At 42.5% G+C, this 15,404-nt stretch carries 14 protein-coding genes; 6 read left to right on the top strand and 8 right to left on the bottom strand.

Going from position 1 to position 15,404, the window contains the following annotated elements; genetic code table 11:
• Positions 1 to 53: 53 nt before the first annotated feature.
• Both alaS and QUD85_RS04305 read right to left on the bottom strand, forming a co-directional pair.
• A complete protein-coding gene (alaS, locus tag QUD85_RS04310; protein WP_093327219.1) occupies positions 54 to 2,678 on the bottom strand; it encodes an alanine--tRNA ligase in 2,625 nt (874 codons plus the stop codon).
• A gap of 19 nt (positions 2,679 to 2,697) precedes the next feature.
• A complete protein-coding gene (locus QUD85_RS04305) occupies positions 2,698 to 3,126 on the bottom strand; it encodes a regulatory protein RecX (protein WP_093327218.1) in 429 nt (142 codons plus the stop codon).
• A gap of 182 nt (positions 3,127 to 3,308) precedes the next feature.
• On the opposite strand from QUD85_RS04305, the gene QUD85_RS04300 reads away from it, so the two are divergent.
• Positions 3,309 to 5,261 carry a hypothetical protein gene (locus QUD85_RS04300; RefSeq protein ID WP_093327217.1) on the top strand — a complete coding sequence of 651 codons (1,953 nt, stop codon included), beginning with the start codon at positions 3,309 to 3,311 and terminating at the stop codon, positions 5,259 to 5,261.
• A gap of 34 nt (positions 5,262 to 5,295) precedes the next feature.
• Here the strand turns inward: QUD85_RS04300 and yghU are convergent, their stop codons facing one another.
• The 4 genes from yghU to QUD85_RS04280 form a co-directional block, all read right to left on the bottom strand.
• The gene (yghU, locus tag QUD85_RS04295; RefSeq protein ID WP_093327215.1) at positions 5,296 to 6,162 is read right to left on the bottom strand and encodes a glutathione-dependent disulfide-bond oxidoreductase; all 867 of its coding nucleotides are present in this window, start codon (positions 6,160 to 6,162) and stop codon (positions 5,296 to 5,298) included.
• 87 nt (positions 6,163 to 6,249) lie between these two features.
• On the bottom strand, positions 6,250 to 7,104 hold the full coding sequence (locus QUD85_RS04290) for an MBL fold metallo-hydrolase (protein ID WP_093327212.1): 855 nt from the start codon (positions 7,102 to 7,104) through the stop codon (positions 6,250 to 6,252).
• Positions 7,105 to 7,153: 49 nt separating this feature from the next.
• The gene (dinB, locus tag QUD85_RS04285; protein WP_093327210.1) at positions 7,154 to 8,209 is read right to left on the bottom strand and encodes a DNA polymerase IV; all 1,056 of its coding nucleotides are present in this window, start codon (positions 8,207 to 8,209) and stop codon (positions 7,154 to 7,156) included.
• 202 nt (positions 8,210 to 8,411) lie between these two features.
• Positions 8,412 to 8,678: a YdgH/BhsA/McbA family protein gene (locus QUD85_RS04280; protein WP_093327208.1), complete on the bottom strand. Its 267-nt coding sequence runs from the start codon at positions 8,676 to 8,678 to the stop codon at positions 8,412 to 8,414.
• 274 nt (positions 8,679 to 8,952) lie between these two features.
• Here QUD85_RS04280 and QUD85_RS04275 point away from each other — a divergent pair, with 274 nt between their 5' ends.
• The 5 genes from QUD85_RS04275 to QUD85_RS04255 are packed head-to-tail and all read left to right on the top strand — an operon-like array spanning position 8,953 to position 14,069.
• Complete coding sequence (locus QUD85_RS04275; protein ID WP_093327206.1) at positions 8,953 to 9,684, top strand: outer membrane lipoprotein-sorting protein; 732 nt, start codon at positions 8,953 to 8,955, stop codon at positions 9,682 to 9,684.
• Positions 9,685 to 10,899 (top strand): ABC transporter permease, encoded by a 1,215-nt coding sequence (locus tag QUD85_RS04270; RefSeq protein WP_093327204.1) that lies wholly within the window; start codon positions 9,685 to 9,687, stop codon positions 10,897 to 10,899.
• 8 nt (positions 10,900 to 10,907) lie between these two features.
• Positions 10,908 to 12,137 carry an ABC transporter permease gene (locus QUD85_RS04265; protein WP_093327202.1) on the top strand — a complete coding sequence of 410 codons (1,230 nt, stop codon included), beginning with the start codon at positions 10,908 to 10,910 and terminating at the stop codon, positions 12,135 to 12,137.
• Positions 12,138 to 12,148: 11 nt separating this feature from the next.
• Complete coding sequence (locus QUD85_RS04260; protein WP_093327200.1) at positions 12,149 to 12,838, top strand: ABC transporter ATP-binding protein; 690 nt, start codon at positions 12,149 to 12,151, stop codon at positions 12,836 to 12,838.
• Positions 12,822 to 14,069: a hypothetical protein gene (locus QUD85_RS04255; protein WP_093327198.1), complete on the top strand. Its 1,248-nt coding sequence runs from the start codon at positions 12,822 to 12,824 to the stop codon at positions 14,067 to 14,069. Before QUD85_RS04260 ends, QUD85_RS04255 begins: the two co-directional genes overlap by 17 nt.
• Before the next feature lie 10 nt (positions 14,070 to 14,079).
• On the opposite strand, the gene QUD85_RS04250 is transcribed toward QUD85_RS04255, so the two are convergent.
• Positions 14,080 to 14,394 carry a DUF6170 family protein gene (locus QUD85_RS04250; protein ID WP_143047903.1) on the bottom strand — a complete coding sequence of 105 codons (315 nt, stop codon included), beginning with the start codon at positions 14,392 to 14,394 and terminating at the stop codon, positions 14,080 to 14,082.
• Between the two features lie 62 nt (positions 14,395 to 14,456).
• Complete coding sequence (locus QUD85_RS04245) at positions 14,457 to 15,254, bottom strand: MlaA family lipoprotein (RefSeq protein ID WP_093327195.1); 798 nt, start codon at positions 15,252 to 15,254, stop codon at positions 14,457 to 14,459.
• Positions 15,255 to 15,404: the final 150 nt, after the last annotated feature.

Genomic DNA, 15,404 nt, shown 5'->3' with positions numbered 1-15,404 from the left:
GACAAATAAAAAAGGGGGAAAATCCCCCTTTTAAAATTATACTTTATAAATCATTAACCTAGCTTTTCGCTGATAAATGCTGTGGCACTATCAAGCGCGCCAGGTAAGGCTGCTGCGTCGCTACCGCCGGCTTGTGCCATGTCAGGACGACCGCCACCTTTACCGCCAACTTGCTGCGCGACAAAATTAACCAATTCACCTGCTTTAACTTGGCCAGTTAGGTCTTTTGTAACACCTGCTATCAGGCTAACTTTGCTACCAGAAGCAACACCTAACAAAATAATGCCTGAGCCAATCTTCACTTTGAGATCGTCAACCATGCCTCTTAGTGCTTTTGATTCAACGCCATCTAGGTTTGCCACTAACACTTTAACACCATTAATGTCTTGTGCTTGTGAAACAAGGTCAGCGCCAGCAGCGGCTGCTAACTGCTGCTTTAATTCAGCAATTTCTTTTTCTAAGCCTTTTGCACGAGTTAGCATTTGTTCAACTTTAATCGTCACGCCAGGGACATCAGATTTAACTAAGGCAGCAACAGTACCCAATTTGTGAGCCTGCTCGTCAACAAAATCTAATGCGGCATCTGCTGTTACCGCTTCAATACGACGAACACCTGCTGCAATACCTGATTCACTGGTGATCTTGAATAAACCGATATCGCCTGTGCGTTCAACGTGAACACCACCACAAAGCTCAATTGACGCTTCACCAAGCGTAACTACGCGCACTTCATCGTCATACTTTTCACCGAATAAAGCCATTGCGCCTTTTTCTTTCGCTTCGTCAATCTGCATAAGCGCAGTTTCACGCTGTTGGTTATGACGAATAAGAGCATTAACTTTGTGTTCAATTAGGCGTAACTCATCCGCGGTTACCGCTTCAAAATGAGAAAAGTCAAAACGCAATTTATCGGCATCAACTAATGAACCTTTTTGCGTAACATGGTCACCCAATACTTCACGCAAGGTAGCGTGCAATAAGTGAGTTGCAGAATGGTTTTTAACAATCGCATCACGGCGAGCTGTGTCAATTTCAGCTTTTACGCGACGGTTTAAGCCAATGTCTGCATGTGCAATACCTTTATGTGCAAATGCATTACCAAGCTTCACGGTATCTTGTACTTCAAATTGACCTTCTGGGAAGGTCAACATACCGCTGTCACCAACTTGACCACCTGACTCGGCATAAAATGGCGTCGAATCAAGAACAACAATACCTGTTTCGCCCGCTTTCAATTCGTTGACGCTGTCTTCACTATTAAATAGTTCCACTACAGTCGCTGAATAGCTGTCGTTGGTGTAGCCTTTAAAGTTGGTTGTATGATCAGATTTCAATTGTTCATTGTAATCAGTGCCAAAGTTACTGGCTTGTTGCGCTCTTTCACGCTGCAAGCCCATGGCAACATCAAAACCGTTTTGATCAATCTTTAACTGTCTTTCACGGGCAATATCTGCCGTTAAATCTGCTGGGAAGCCATAAGTGTCGTATAGTTTAAATACGTCATCACCGGCAATAGTATCGCTATCCATGTTAGATAAAATATCTTCTAACAATGCCATACCGCGATCTAACGTACGACCAAACTGTTCTTCTTCAACACGTAAAATCTTTTCGATAACCGCTTGTTGTTGAACCAATTCTGGATAGGCTTCACCCATTTGCTTGGCAAGCGATGCCACCAACTTGTGGAAGAAATGTGATTTTGCTTCAAGCTTATGTCCATGACGAACAGCACGGCGGATGATACGTCTAAGTACATATCCTCGACCTTCGTTCGACGGCATGACACCATCAGCAATTAAGAAACTACATGAACGGATGTGATCGGCAATAACGCGCAATGACTTGTGTTCAATGTCATTACAGTCCAATAATGCCGCCGCATCTGCAATTAAGTTTTGGAATATATCGATTTCGTAGTTGCTGTGCACGTCTTGCATAATTGCAGCAATACGCTCAAGCCCCATACCGGTATCTACCGCTGGTTTCGGTAATGGATCCATGGTGCCGTCGGCTTGACGGTTAAATTGCATGAATACCAAATTCCAAATTTCGATAAAACGATCGCCGTCTTCATCAGGAGAACCTGGAGGACCACCAAAAATACCTTCGCCATGGTCATAAAAAATTTCAGTACACGGACCACAAGGTCCTGTGTCACCCATTGACCAAAAGTTGTCAGACTCATACTTTTTGCTCGGCGACTTATCGCCAATACGAATAATTTTATCTTCAGGCACACCCATTTTGTTTGCCCAAAGGTCGAACGCTTCATCATCCGATTCATAAACGGTGACAAGTAAACGATCTTTCGGCAACTTAAGTACGTCTGTTAAGAATTCCCACGCATAAGCAATGGCGTCTTCTTTGAAATAGTCACCAAAACTGAAATTACCTAGCATTTCAAAAAAGGTGTGATGGCGGGCTGTGTAGCCTACGTTTTCAAGATCATTGTGCTTACCACCTGCACGCACACAACGCTGCGACGAGGTTGCTCGTGTATAGCTACGCTTTTCTGCACCTAAAAAGGCATCTTTAAATTGCACCATACCCGCATTTGTAAATAGCAAGGTGGCGTCATTACCCGGTACAAGCGAGCTAGAGGCTACACGTTGATGTTGCTTTGTAGCAAAGAAGTCTAAAAAAGCCTGACGAATTTCAGCACTACTTCTGATCATGAAATTTTCCAATTAATGTTTATTTAATCACTGCCATAATTTGATCAAAGTCAAAACCTCGCCCCTGTAAAAAGCGAACACGTTTGGCTTTGTCTTTTTGATCAAGCACGGGGCTATCCCCAAAACGCTTATTATACGCTAGTTGCGCTTGATCATACCAATCTATTTGTTCTGTATTTAATCCACTAACAATTGCCGTTGCAATGCCTTTTTGAGCAAGCTCTTGTTTAATGTATAGCCAACCATAGCCTTTGCTAATGCGGCTTCTAAAAACGCTGTCTGCATAACGAATATCTGATTGATAATCGTTGTCTAATAAAAATGTCATTACTTCGCGAATATCATCTGCTTCAAACCCTTTTTGTTGGAGTTTGCGCGATAATTCTTTTTCGCCATGTTCTCTTCGTGCCAGCAAGGCTATCGCACGATGCAATACACTTTTATTCAATTGCTATACATAGTGGTTAAAAGTCCGCCTTATTTTACTGACATTTGTTAAAAAATCACCCATTGAAAGCGGAAAAAAAGCGATTAAACCAATAGAAAGTTTCATTCGTGTAATACTAGTTGATATAACTGCTCAAAAAGCGTACAAATAATGATAACAATAATAAGGAATTCGCTTGTAATATGAAAAGGATAAACCAACTATGGCTCACCAGCATACTAGTAGCGTGTTTGTGGGGCTGTAGCGATAATAACGATAACGACCCTTATTCATTAATTGTTGATGTAGACGAAATTGTTTTTGAACATGAGGTGCTAACCAGCTCTGAAGAAGAGCAACGCATTCGTGCCCAATTTGAAGGCGAAGGGTTAGTGCTAGGTTTTGCGCCAGACAGTGTACCTGTTGCCTGGCTATCGTTCTATACAGACCGCGTTACAGATACCAGCGCCCGCATAACTGTCAGCCTTGCTAATGAAGACCAAATCGCCCCTGGTACATACGAAACCACGCTGCGCCTAAGTACCGGCAATGCAGAGCAAGGCCAATTGATCTCGCAAGACATCAAAGTCACGTTAAACATATGGCAATTACAATCAACTTTATCTTCAGCCTACATCGAACACATTGAAGGTGAAGAGCCACCAGAGCAAATCGATTTTTCGGTTTACAGCGACAATACCGACTGGACGTTAACCTCTCCGGTCGACTGGCTAACAATAGAACAAACAGAAAGTGAAGAAGAAGGCTTTACCGATATTAGTTTAAATCTTAATACAGATAATCTGCCGCCAGAAGGGTTAAAAGAAATACAGCTAGAACTAACCGAAGCGCGCACGGAAACAGCCAAGACAATTGATATAACTTTTGCCTATCAAGAAAATTCTCTCATTTTCTCGCCAGCAAAGCTCAGCTTTTTTAGTTCAGGAAATTTAACTCATATTGCGCAAAACATTGCGCTTCACACCAACAGTGGCGAAATGCCCAATTGGTCGGTTAGCTCAGAGAACAATTGGTTGCAGCTATTTGCCGATCCTGCCAATAACACCATACAAGTAAAAGTAGACGACAGCGTATTAGCTGAAGGCAGTCATTTCGGTAGCGTTGTAATCCAAGATACTGAAAACGATGAAACGTTTAGCATTCCTGTTAGCTTTGAAAAACAAGCTTCAACGGTAGAAACCCAACTCATTGCCGATGTTAAAGCTGATGCGCCCTTGCTTATTGACCCTTTTGCGCCCATTGCTTACACCTTTGGCGACAATGTGCTGTCAGGTTATCACCTGATCACAACTGAGGTGGTGAAGTCATTGACGTTTGAGGAAAATCCACTATCTATTATCAGTTATGTAGAAGCGCCCAACGGTGAGTTTGCATTGATTAACGCCCTTGAATCGATTACCGACGAAGGCGGCGATGTTAGCGAGCAACAAGTCTATTTCAAGCTTACTTTTGAACCACTAAGCTATACCAAATTTACGCTGCCGGAAAATTTAATATCATATGACCCTAGTTTGTTTTTAACTTGGGGTGATAAGCAGTATGTATTGTCTCGAGCGTTAGAATTTGCTGACGATGCATTGGAAGCTTTAGGGTTCATTTCAACACAACCTTTTGTCACTTCGCAGCTAAGAAAAGTCCCTAATGAGCCGGCATTTGTTGCCTTTAATAGTGCCACCAATACGCTTCATAAATTCTCGATAAACATCAATGAATATTCAACCTTCCCGCTGAAGATTAGAAAAACTCAAACGTATCAAGATGATCAACTGGCAGGATTGTTTGAGTTTGCTTTTAATAGCGATGGTAGTCAGCTCTATTTTTCTGGCGCCAATGCAGAGTGGTTAGCTCATCTTGATCAGGTGTTTGGCACAAGTGGCCGCCTCAGCGCGAATGAAAACGATATCACGGTAAAAGTGGCATATGATGGCAATGGTAATAACTATTTCTACCGATTCAATCCGGACGATGGTTTTCATTTTGCTCGATACGACAGTAATCAAGCCTTGCTAGTGAAAGAATCGTTGCCGTTTGGCTTTAGTCAAACTGAATTGTTGCCGCAATGGCAGCTCATTGTAAGCTACCATGGCGACAGTAATACGCTTATCGTGTTGCCCATGCCACAAATCGCTGATTAATTCATAGCAAGATTGGCGCAGCGGCATTGTTTTTCTAGGCCTTGTTTTGCTGCGCCTTTTCAAACGCTGCAAAGTCTTCCTTGCTGTGGCGTTCAATCAACTGTTCATGGGGTTCGCCCCACGCGCGATTAACAATTCTACCGCGTTGCACAGCCGGTCTTGCATCAATGCGCTCTGCCCATGCAATAACGTTTTTATACGACGCTACATCTAAAAATTCTGCGGCATCATACAAACGCCCAAGCACTAATGCACCGTACCATGGCCATATCGCCATATCGGCAACGGTATATTCATCTGCAACCATATAGGTGTTTTCTGCCAAATGTTTATCCAGCACATCCAATTGGCGTTTAACTTCCATGGTGTATCGATTGATTGGATACTCAAACGGTTCGGGTGCATAAGCATAAAAATGGCCAAAGCCGCCACCTAAAAAGGGTGCGCTGCCCATTTGCCACATTAACCAGCTATAGCAATTTGCTCGTTGCTGAACATCTTGCGGTACAAAGGCGCCATATTTTTCAGCGAGATATAACAAAATCGCACCCGATTCAAACACAGGTAGTGCAGGTGTTTGACCGTAATCGATCAAGGCAGGGATTTTTGAATTTGGGTTAATGCCAACAAAGCCACTACTAAATTGCTCACCTTCACCAATGTTGATGGTATAAGCGTCATATTCTGCATCAAAGCCTGCTTCAAGCAGTTCTTCCAACATGATGGTCACTTTAACGCCATTAGGTGTTGCTAGCGAATGCAATTGCAATGGATGCTCGCCCTTTGGCAGAGCTTTGTCGTGCGTAGCGCCAGATACCGGGCGATTAATATTGGCAAACTTTCCGCCACTTTCAGCGTCATGTGTCCAAACTTTAGGTGGTACATAAGTCTTCGATGTCATGTTACATCCTTTTGTCTTATAAAATTGGCAAAAATAAAGAGCATAACAATGCTCTTTATTGGATATTAGAACGGAAACTAATGGCTTTTATTGCAAGCCAGCAACTAAGGTTTTTAACCAACGCTCTTCATTGATAAATGCCCAAGATTTGCTCTTGTATTTTTCTTCTACGCCCATCGCTAAAATGTCGGCTTCGCTCTTACCTGCTTTAAGCGCTGCTTCAACGCGAACAATACAGTCTTCGATCATTTGCGCGAACGCTTTTAAGCCATCTTTATCGGTTATTTTGCCGTGGCCTGGAATAATCACAACATTATCAGGTGTGTTGTCTATCATGTATTTTACATTTTTAAGATAGCCTCTAACGTTACCGCCACGATTTATGTCGATAAAAGGAAAGCCTAGTTCAAAAAACAAATCACCTGTGTGCAACACATTCGCTTTTTTGAAGTACACCACGGTATCACCATCTGTATGTCCCGATGGCAAATGCGTTAATTGAATTTCTTCGTTATCTAAATAAATGGTCACGCCACCTTCGTAGGTCACTACAGGTAGCGCTTTGGCACTGACTCGTTCATCTGCCGCTAAGCGAGCTCGCACATTTTCATGTGCAAAAATAGGCGCCTTTTCGGCAAAGTAGGCATTTGAACCCGTATGGTCGCCGTGAAAGTGAGTATTAATGACATACTTCAGTGGCTTGTCATTAATTTGCTTCATGGCCGCTTCAATTTTTTCTGCTAGCGCTTGGAATTGATCATCGACTAGCACTAAGCCTTCGTTGGTTGAAAGCACGCCAATGTTGCCTCCCCTACCCTTAAGCATATAAACATTGCCAGCGACTTTTGATGCTTCTATTTTGACTTCACTCATATCTTGAGCGGAAGCCGCACTGGACAGTAAAAGACCAGCGACAAGTAATTGCGAAATGCGTTTAAGCATGTTGTTCTCCACTTATTATTATCATCTTTCTAGAGTAGGGTGCGTTGAATTATTCGTCAAACTGCAATGCTAACTGATTGACTTGCCCCTCTTGCGTATTTAACCCTAAATGTAAGCCAATTAAGCGAACGCTCTTTTGCTCGCCCCTTGCCACTGCTTTTTCAAGCAAGGGTAAAAATGCCTTTGCATCAAATGCTTCTGCTTGATGATCGGCACTGGTTAAGGTGAAGTCATTAAACTTTACTTTAACCCCTATCGACTTGATCGACGGTTTGTCAGCCCGTTGCCAGCGCAACAAGAGTTTTTCATACAAGTCATCAATCATAGCGACCATGTCACTATGGGCGATTATATCCTGCGCTAAGGTTCTTTCTACTCCAATCGACTTCCTTATACGGTCGGTATTTACCGGTCGATCATCTATGCCATGACTTTTTTGATATAGGCTTAGTGCAAATTTGCCAACAATGTCTTGCAGTACCTTAGGGGAAGACTTTCTTACATCAGCACAAGAAACAAAACCATAATGCCCTAACTTTTCTGCGGTTTTAGGACCAACGCCAGGTATTTTTCTTAAAGACAGGTTTGCAACAAATCCTTCAACGTCGTTAGGGGTTACCACAAATTGACCGTTAGGTTTATTCTCATCGCTGGCAATTTTAGCGATGAACTTACTTGGGGCGATACCCGCTGATGCAGTTAAACCGGTGGTTTGATATATTTTTTCTCGTATTTCTTGCGCCATCAGTGTGGCACTGCCACCACAAAATGTGACATCGGTTACATCTAAGAAGGCTTCGTCTAAAGAAAGTGGTTCGATGATGTCTGTATATTGCCTGAAGACTTGATGAATTTTGCGTGACTCTTGCTTATACACATCCATACGACCAGGCACTATGACCAGATCGGGGCATAGTTGTTTTGCTTTAATCGCTGGCATGGCGCTACGCACGCCAAATGAACGCGCCAGATAATTACAGGTACTCAGCACGCTTCTGGGGCCATTACCGCCCACAGCTATTGGTTTGTCTGCTAATTCAGGATTGTCTCGCATTTCGACAGCAGCATAAAAACAATCCATATCCACATGAATAATCTTTCTCATATCACTGTATATAAAAACAGTACACAGTCATATCCTATTTACTCTGTGTTAAAGATGCAAGTATTTATCTATAAGGGGGCAATTAGAAGCAGCGGTTTGAGCGTTTAATTGAGCTGTTAAGAATGACTTAATGGAACAAGTCGTGATAGCGCCAGTTAATACTAGGCAACTATCACCTACTTAAGATAAAGCTAATGAGTGATTAGCTCTCAACAATAATTTTTTTCGGGCAGTACCTGCCTAAGTCATATTGCTTGAAGCTTACGCGTGTATCGACATTCTTATCGTAAATGCACCAGATATTGTCGTCGTACATCCCTATTCTTGATCTGACATAGGTTAGTGAGTCACCTTGTTTTAAGTTGTACTTCCCCACAGGAACAACTTGCGTTTCAGGTCGCTCACTGTGTTGCAATGCTGAGCATGCCGACAATGTTAATACTGCTGCTAGCGCTATTAATGTTTTCATAACACATTCCTTTTAAGTGAAAACCGATATATTCCAGTTAACTATTCAACAAGATATCGATGGTTTAAATCTTTGTATTAACAACATTTTATCCAGTACACAGACAATGACTGTTACAGTGTGTTAACACCGCTTATGCATACGTATGCATAACGCAGCAGACAAAAATGAGGCGGGTTTGTTTAAGCAACAAATTATTGGATAAACTCTAGGTTAGGCGCTACATTATCTATAAAGATTCTTCTAATAATTTATAAATATCAGCGAGATAGCCATGCAAAGATTGCTTCCCCTGCTAATAATCAGTTGCTTTTCCTGTTTCACCTTTGCCAGTGAAGATGGCACCGCTATATTGAAGAAAATCGATGAGCTTTATCGTTCAGACTCTTCTATCGCTACCATGAAAATGACTATTGTCACCCCGAATTGGCAACGCACTATGGAAATGGAAAGCTGGACAAAGGGCATGGAAGAAACCTTTTTCCGCGTGCTTAGCCCGAAAAAAGACAGAGGCGTTTCTACCCTAAAGAAAGACACGGAAATGTGGAATTACTTTCCAAAGATCAACAAAGTAATCAAAGTGCCTCCATCAATGATGATGGGTTCATGGATGGGATCAGATTTTACCAATGATGATTTAGTTAAAGATTCCTCGCTTGTAGACGACTATTCGGTGACAGTAAAAGAAGAAGGAGAACAACTGCATTTATCACTGCTACCAAAAGAACAAACGGTGACTGTGTGGGCCAAAATTACCATCATAGTGCAGAGCTCAGACTTATTGCCTCTCGAGCAAAACTATTTCAATGAGAAAGGGGAAAAAGTGCGCACCATGACCTTTTCAAAGGTTACTGATTTCGGCGGCAAAGTAATTCCGGCGGTAATGACCATGACGCCTCTTAATAAAACGGGGCACAAAACCGTGATTGAATATAGTAATGCCAAGTTTAACGTTGATATCGATGAATCAACGTTTACCATGAGAAACTTAAAGAAAAGATTTTAAATGATCGTCAGGCTAGCTTTTCGAAATATTCTACGTAACAAGCGTCGCAGCATACTCACCTTGCTGAGTATGAGCGGTGGCTATTTTTTACTTGCTTCGATGTTGTCTATATCTGAAGGTAGTTATAACAATATGATCGATATTTTTACTCAAGATCATACCGGTCATGTTCAAATTCATAAGGGCAACTATTTAAAACGTCCCTCGCTTTATAAAACAATAGACGACCCAGAGACCATTCTTTCCTCACTGCAGCAAAACCCCAATGTAATTAGCGCCTCGCCGCGTTTGTATGGCCCTTCTCTCGCCTATGGAAAAAACAAAACCTTTCCAGCACAAGTGGTTGGCATAGATCCAAAGCTTGAAGCAAACACAACTTTGTTAAAACACAAAGTAAAACAAGGGAAATACCTAACCTATGGCGCGAATCAAGACGGCTACTACCCTGCTATGATAGGTGTTACCTTAGCGCATAATTTAGGGTTAGGTTTGGGCGATGAGTTAATACTGATTTCACAAGGTATTGATGGTTCTATCGCTAATGATATCTTTATTGTTGACGCTATTGTTGGCACGTCAGATTCGTTTGAACGCAACAATGTTTATTTGTCGATGGAGGCCATGAGCCAATTTCTATCGACGTCAAATCAAGTACATGAAATTGCTATTTTGCTGGCACATCAAAAATATGCCCGTGCCTTTGCACGTGATCTGCAACTACCAGAGCAACTCACCGTTTCTCCATGGCAAGAAGTTGAAGAATCGTTTTACAAAAGTATGGAAGCGGATAAACAAGGCAACTATGCCAGCCAAGCCATCATTATGCTGCTGGTTTCTATTGGCGTGTTAAACACTGTATTGATGAGTACTATGGAGCGCACGAGAGAATTTGGCGTGCTTAAATCGATAGGTACACGCCCAATGACGCTGTTTAGATTGATATTACTTGAGTCGTTCTTATTGGCGTTGTTTAGTTGCCTGATCGGCTTCATCTTTTCTGCTGGGCTTATCTTTTATTTGCAAACCTATGGTATTACCTTGCCAGATCCAATCGATATGGGTGGGGTATTGTTTGATAGCTTACTTGGCGAATTCAGCCTTTTCGTGATTGGCGTGCCAACGCTCGTGGTACTTGGTTCAACGTGCTTTGTTAGCCTTATTCCAGCCATCAGAGCAGCGCGCACTGTGCCCGTTGAAGCAATGCAGGCAACTTAGGAGCGCTTATGGCTAGATATTCACTACTCTCTCAGTTGGCATTGCGAAGCATTTTTCGAAACACTCGCCGAACCATACTCACCATATTGTTAATAGCCTCTTGTCTAGCAGCGCTAATGTTTACCGATGCTATGGTGCGAGGCTATATGAAATCTATGGTTTCAATCACCACCAGTACCTTTTTAGGTGAAGCGCAACTGCATCACGCGCAGTATCGAAAGAACAATGATGTCGACAAATATATGACCGATGTCGAACGTATAGAAAGCACCTTAGCGGCATCGCCGAAAGTACAATACGTTTCGCCTCGCGTCATTGCCTCTGGCATGGTGTCATCGTCAGAAAATGTATCAGCAGGCGCTGTTTATGGCATTGACGGCGAAAAAGAAGCACAAGTATCTAAAATTGCGCAGGCAATAGTTGAAGGTGAATATCTAAGTGGCAAGCCGCAAGAGCTGATCATGGGTAAGGAACTAGCAGATATTCTGCAAGTGTCTCTAGGCGATAGAATCGTTGTCACTATCTCACAGGCCAATGGCGGTGAATTGTCGCAAGAGCTATTTCGATTAAGCGGTGTTTTTTCATTTAACGACAGGCTAATGGATAGCGGATTGCTTTTTATCAATATAGATAAAGCAAAGCAACTAGTGAATATCGACGGTGTCCATGAAATAGCACTGCAGCTAAATGACAAGGCAATCGTCGATCAACAAGACGATCCGTTTTGGCATCAGTTTGATGACAAAGACATTGAGTTTTTAGGTTGGAAAGCACTGTTTCCTCAAATCAGTAGCATGGTCGATATGTCAGGATTCTCCACCTTGATTGTATCCATCATCATGTACATTTTGATTGCATTGGGGCTGATTAATACCATGTTTATGTCTATTTACGAGCGACACTATGAATTTGGTATTTTGTTGGCTATTGGTACGCGTAAGTCGCAACTGTTTTGGCAAATCATTAAAGAAGGCTTTTACATTGGGCTGCTCAGCATTGCTGCTGGGTTAATACTGGGTTATGCCTTATCCTACTGGGGTAGTATTCATGGCATTACCTTGGGTGAGTCGATGGAGATATCTGGCGTGACCTTAAATGAACCAATAAAGCTCATTATGTCGCATCTCACATTTGTTGAGCTGGCGTTAGGCATTCTCACCGTCACTATAGTAGCTTGCTTGTATCCGGCAATACACGCATCCAAATTACAACCTTCAATCGCAATGCGAAAAACCTAAAAAGGAAACACATGAGCAAAGTTATTGAAACTATCGATTTATGTAGACACTTTGGTAAAGGTGATACGCTTGTGCAGGCTATGCAAAACGTGAATATCACCATAGAAGAAGGTGAATTTACGGCGATAATTGGCCCATCAGGCTCGGGTAAAACAACCCTGTTGCAGATGATTGGTGGACTAGACAATCCCTCAAGCGGCGCAGTGATGCTAGATGGTAAAAACATCAGTTCAATGACCGGCGCAGAGTTATCTGATTTTAGACGCGATCATATTGGCTTTATTTTCCAAGCATACAACTTAATTCCCGTGCTTAGCGCCGAAGAAAACGCGGAATACATCATGTTACTTCAAGGGGTAAGTGCTAAAGAACGCAAACAGCGTGTAGACGATATGTTGGCACAAGTTGGTTTAACCGGAAAAGCCGATAGAAGGCCTGCTCAGCTTTCTGGCGGGCAACAACAACGGGTCGCTATTGCTCGCGCTATGGTATCTAAACCGAGTATTATTTTGGCAGACGAACCCACCGCTAACCTCGATTCTCATACGGGAATGGACTTAATCCATTTAATGAAAACCCTTAATGAAGAAAACAACATGACCTTTGTTTTTGCAACCCACGACCCCAAAATTATGGATAGCGCCAAACGTATTATCCGCCTGGTCGATGGCAAAGTAGTTGAAGATGTTACGAAGCCTTAGTCTTACAGCCCTGTTATGCTTGCCATTGCCTGTTTTGGCAGACGATTTCGATGTTACCGGGTACTTAAAAAGCTACTTGCTGTATCAACAAGATATCGAGATTTATGGCGCTGACGACTTTGCGCTTGGCAATCAATCACAAAACGCCGCACGGGTTATGTTTAGCTACCTGGGCGGAAATCACAATGCTGAAGTGCATTATGAAATTCAACCAATTTATTTCACCGAGGCAAATATACTGAGCGGCAATGAATTGCTCGGCTCTACCTTTGCGTTGGCAAGTAATCGTTATCGATATAAAGATCTTGATCAATATATAGGTGATGAAGACGGCGATTTTGTGACACTACAAAATCTAGATCGCTTCAATTATCAATATTCAGATACATGGGGAGATTTAACCCTGGGCAGGCAGGTGATCTCGTTCGGTAGCGCCCGCTTTATTAATCCGACAGATATCTTTGTGCCCTTTGCGATTCAAACCTTAAATCAGGAATACCGTATTGGTATAGATGCAGTAAGAGCTCAGTTTGCACTTGGCGACTTTTCCACTTTAGATACTGGCGTAATTATTGGTCAAGATGCCGAAAAAGAGAATATCGCCGCCTTCGTTCGCACTAAAATGACACTTGATGTTAACGATGTAGAAGCTATCGCTATCGCATTAGATTCTGCTTTGTTGCTTGGTGGTGGTATTGAACGTGCAATTGGCGACTTTGGCTTTTGGTTTGAAGCCGCTTACCTTATTGCAAATGGCGATCCGCTTCCGAATACAATTACAGATACCGCCCCAGAGTTTACTGACAACTACTTAAGAAGCTCAATAGGTTTTGACTATGCCTTGGACGAATATACGATAGTAATGGCTGAATACCACTACAATGGCGCAGGGAGTAACAACGCCGAAGACTACACCCAGTTAGCAGAGACAGCGCCCTATTTAAGAGGCGGCGTTTTCTTGTTTGGGGAGCACTATATTATTCCGTCGCTATCAAGGCAGTTGTCAGCGCTAAATACGCTTGCTGCAAGCGCCTTTATCAACCTATCCGATCAATCAACGTTTGTTACGTTAAGTATGGAAACGAGTTGGAGCGACAACTTATATTCAGACTTTGGCGTTTACTTAACCCATGGCGATGCGCTGATTCAAGACCAGCAACAAATCGTGACACGCTCTGAATTTGGCGCATACCCACTAAGTGCTTACGCGAGTTTGCGTTACTACTTTTAAGGGGCTAGCTTTAGTCTTCTTCCGTTTGCTGCATGCGCTTAAACTGCTTAATTGCCGCATCTAAATGCTCAACGCAATAACTGAGATAAATCGGCCTTAACACAACAACATAAAACAACGCAGCACCTGCCACGGCGACTAAGAATGGCCCCCACGCTAGGTTGGCTAAATACATAAATGGTGGGATCAATAAAATAAGCTTAAGTATATTGATGACAAACTTTTGCGGCGCGGTCAGCTTTTCACCAGCCAGCGTGATGATTTGTTGTTTTTCGCGTAGGGAAAATGAGGCCAATGCCTCCATGTTATTTGTAGAAAAGTACACGCGTAAACGCCTCTTAAATATTGCTTAAACTTATCTATATACAGTTCAACAGCAAAACAAGTTTAGTTATCGCTTGTTTCGCTACTTGGTTCTTCTGTATCGTCATACGACTCAAAATCGTCCATTTCATCTAGGAAGTTTTCAAAATCTTCGTCGTCTTCAGGTAATTCTTCAACAGGTGGGTTACCATCCCACACCTTGTATTTCATGTTCTGGAAATACGCGTTTTTAACAAATTCATATTGGTCAAACGCATCTTCCAGCAGGGGTTCTTGTTCAACCAACGCGATACGATTTTCCATCGCATTGATGCCCCAAAACGCTAAACTCGGCCAAAAACCAAACAAGGTATAAGGCCAATAGTATTCATCGATAAAATCGCCAACCTCTTCACGCACCGACGTTGCTTTGTAGCCTGGTATTACCAAAAATGGGCCGTCTGGTACGCCGTATCGACCTAGCACTTCACCAAATTCTTTTTCGTTTCTTGCCCAATCAAAATCGGCGGCAGGATCGTAAAAGCCAAGTACACCTATGGTGGAGTTAAGCACAAAACGTCCCGATGTTTTGGCAGCTTCTTCAAAGTTTAAAACCAATAAATGGTTCACAAACGTTGAAGGCTCATTTAAATTTTGCACCATGTTATACAAGCCCGTGCGCATAAAAATGGGCATGTATTCGCCGTATGTCAGCGATACAGGACGCGCGACATACTTGTCAGCATAATCATAAGTAAACGTCCAAAGTGGACGGTTTAATGGTTCTAGCGGATCTTTTGGATCGTCATCAGGGCCTGTTGCACAGCCTGATAATAAAAGTAGAAGAAATAAAGCAACTAGTCTGTAAATGCTCAAACTCACTATGCATCCCTTGAATTTTTGTTATTCCACGAATTAAAACAGAGTAAAGCCAGTGTTCACAGCACGTGATGGTGGGTGCTATGACGCATAATGGCGACAATGTTACCTGTTTGACCGGATAAAAACAAAAAAATGCACAAGGAAGTGGAA

The organism is Thalassotalea agarivorans (assembly GCF_030295955.1).
In the GTDB taxonomy this organism is placed as follows: Bacteria; Pseudomonadota; Gammaproteobacteria; order Enterobacterales; family Alteromonadaceae; genus Thalassotalea_D; species Thalassotalea_D agarivorans.
This window is presented reverse-complemented; position numbering and strand designations above follow the sequence as displayed.

Excerpts from the sequence above, each read along its gene's own strand:
- QUD85_RS04275 (WP_093327206.1), top strand. The coding sequence starts at position 8,953 with ATGCAAAGATTGCTTCCCCTGCTAATAATCAGTTGCTTTTCCTGTTTC.
- QUD85_RS04265 (WP_093327202.1), top strand. The coding sequence starts at position 10,908 with ATGGCTAGATATTCACTACTCTCTCAGTTGGCATTGCGAAGCATTTTT.
- QUD85_RS04300 (WP_093327217.1), top strand. The coding sequence starts at position 3,309 with ATGAAAAGGATAAACCAACTATGGCTCACCAGCATACTAGTAGCGTGT.
- QUD85_RS04255 (WP_093327198.1), top strand. The coding sequence starts at position 12,822 with ATGTTACGAAGCCTTAGTCTTACAGCCCTGTTATGCTTGCCATTGCCT.
- QUD85_RS04290 (WP_093327212.1), bottom strand. The coding sequence starts at position 7,104 with ATGCTTAAACGCATTTCGCAATTACTTGTCGCTGGTCTTTTACTGTCC.
- alaS (WP_093327219.1), bottom strand. The coding sequence starts at position 2,678 with ATGATCAGAAGTAGTGCTGAAATTCGTCAGGCTTTTTTAGACTTCTTT.
- dinB (WP_093327210.1), bottom strand. The coding sequence starts at position 8,209 with ATGAGAAAGATTATTCATGTGGATATGGATTGTTTTTATGCTGCTGTC.
- QUD85_RS04280 (WP_093327208.1), bottom strand. The coding sequence starts at position 8,678 with ATGAAAACATTAATAGCGCTAGCAGCAGTATTAACATTGTCGGCATGC.
- QUD85_RS04270 (WP_093327204.1), top strand. The coding sequence starts at position 9,685 with ATGATCGTCAGGCTAGCTTTTCGAAATATTCTACGTAACAAGCGTCGC.
- yghU (WP_093327215.1), bottom strand. The coding sequence starts at position 6,162 with ATGACATCGAAGACTTATGTACCACCTAAAGTTTGGACACATGACGCT.
- QUD85_RS04260 (WP_093327200.1), top strand. The coding sequence starts at position 12,149 with ATGAGCAAAGTTATTGAAACTATCGATTTATGTAGACACTTTGGTAAA.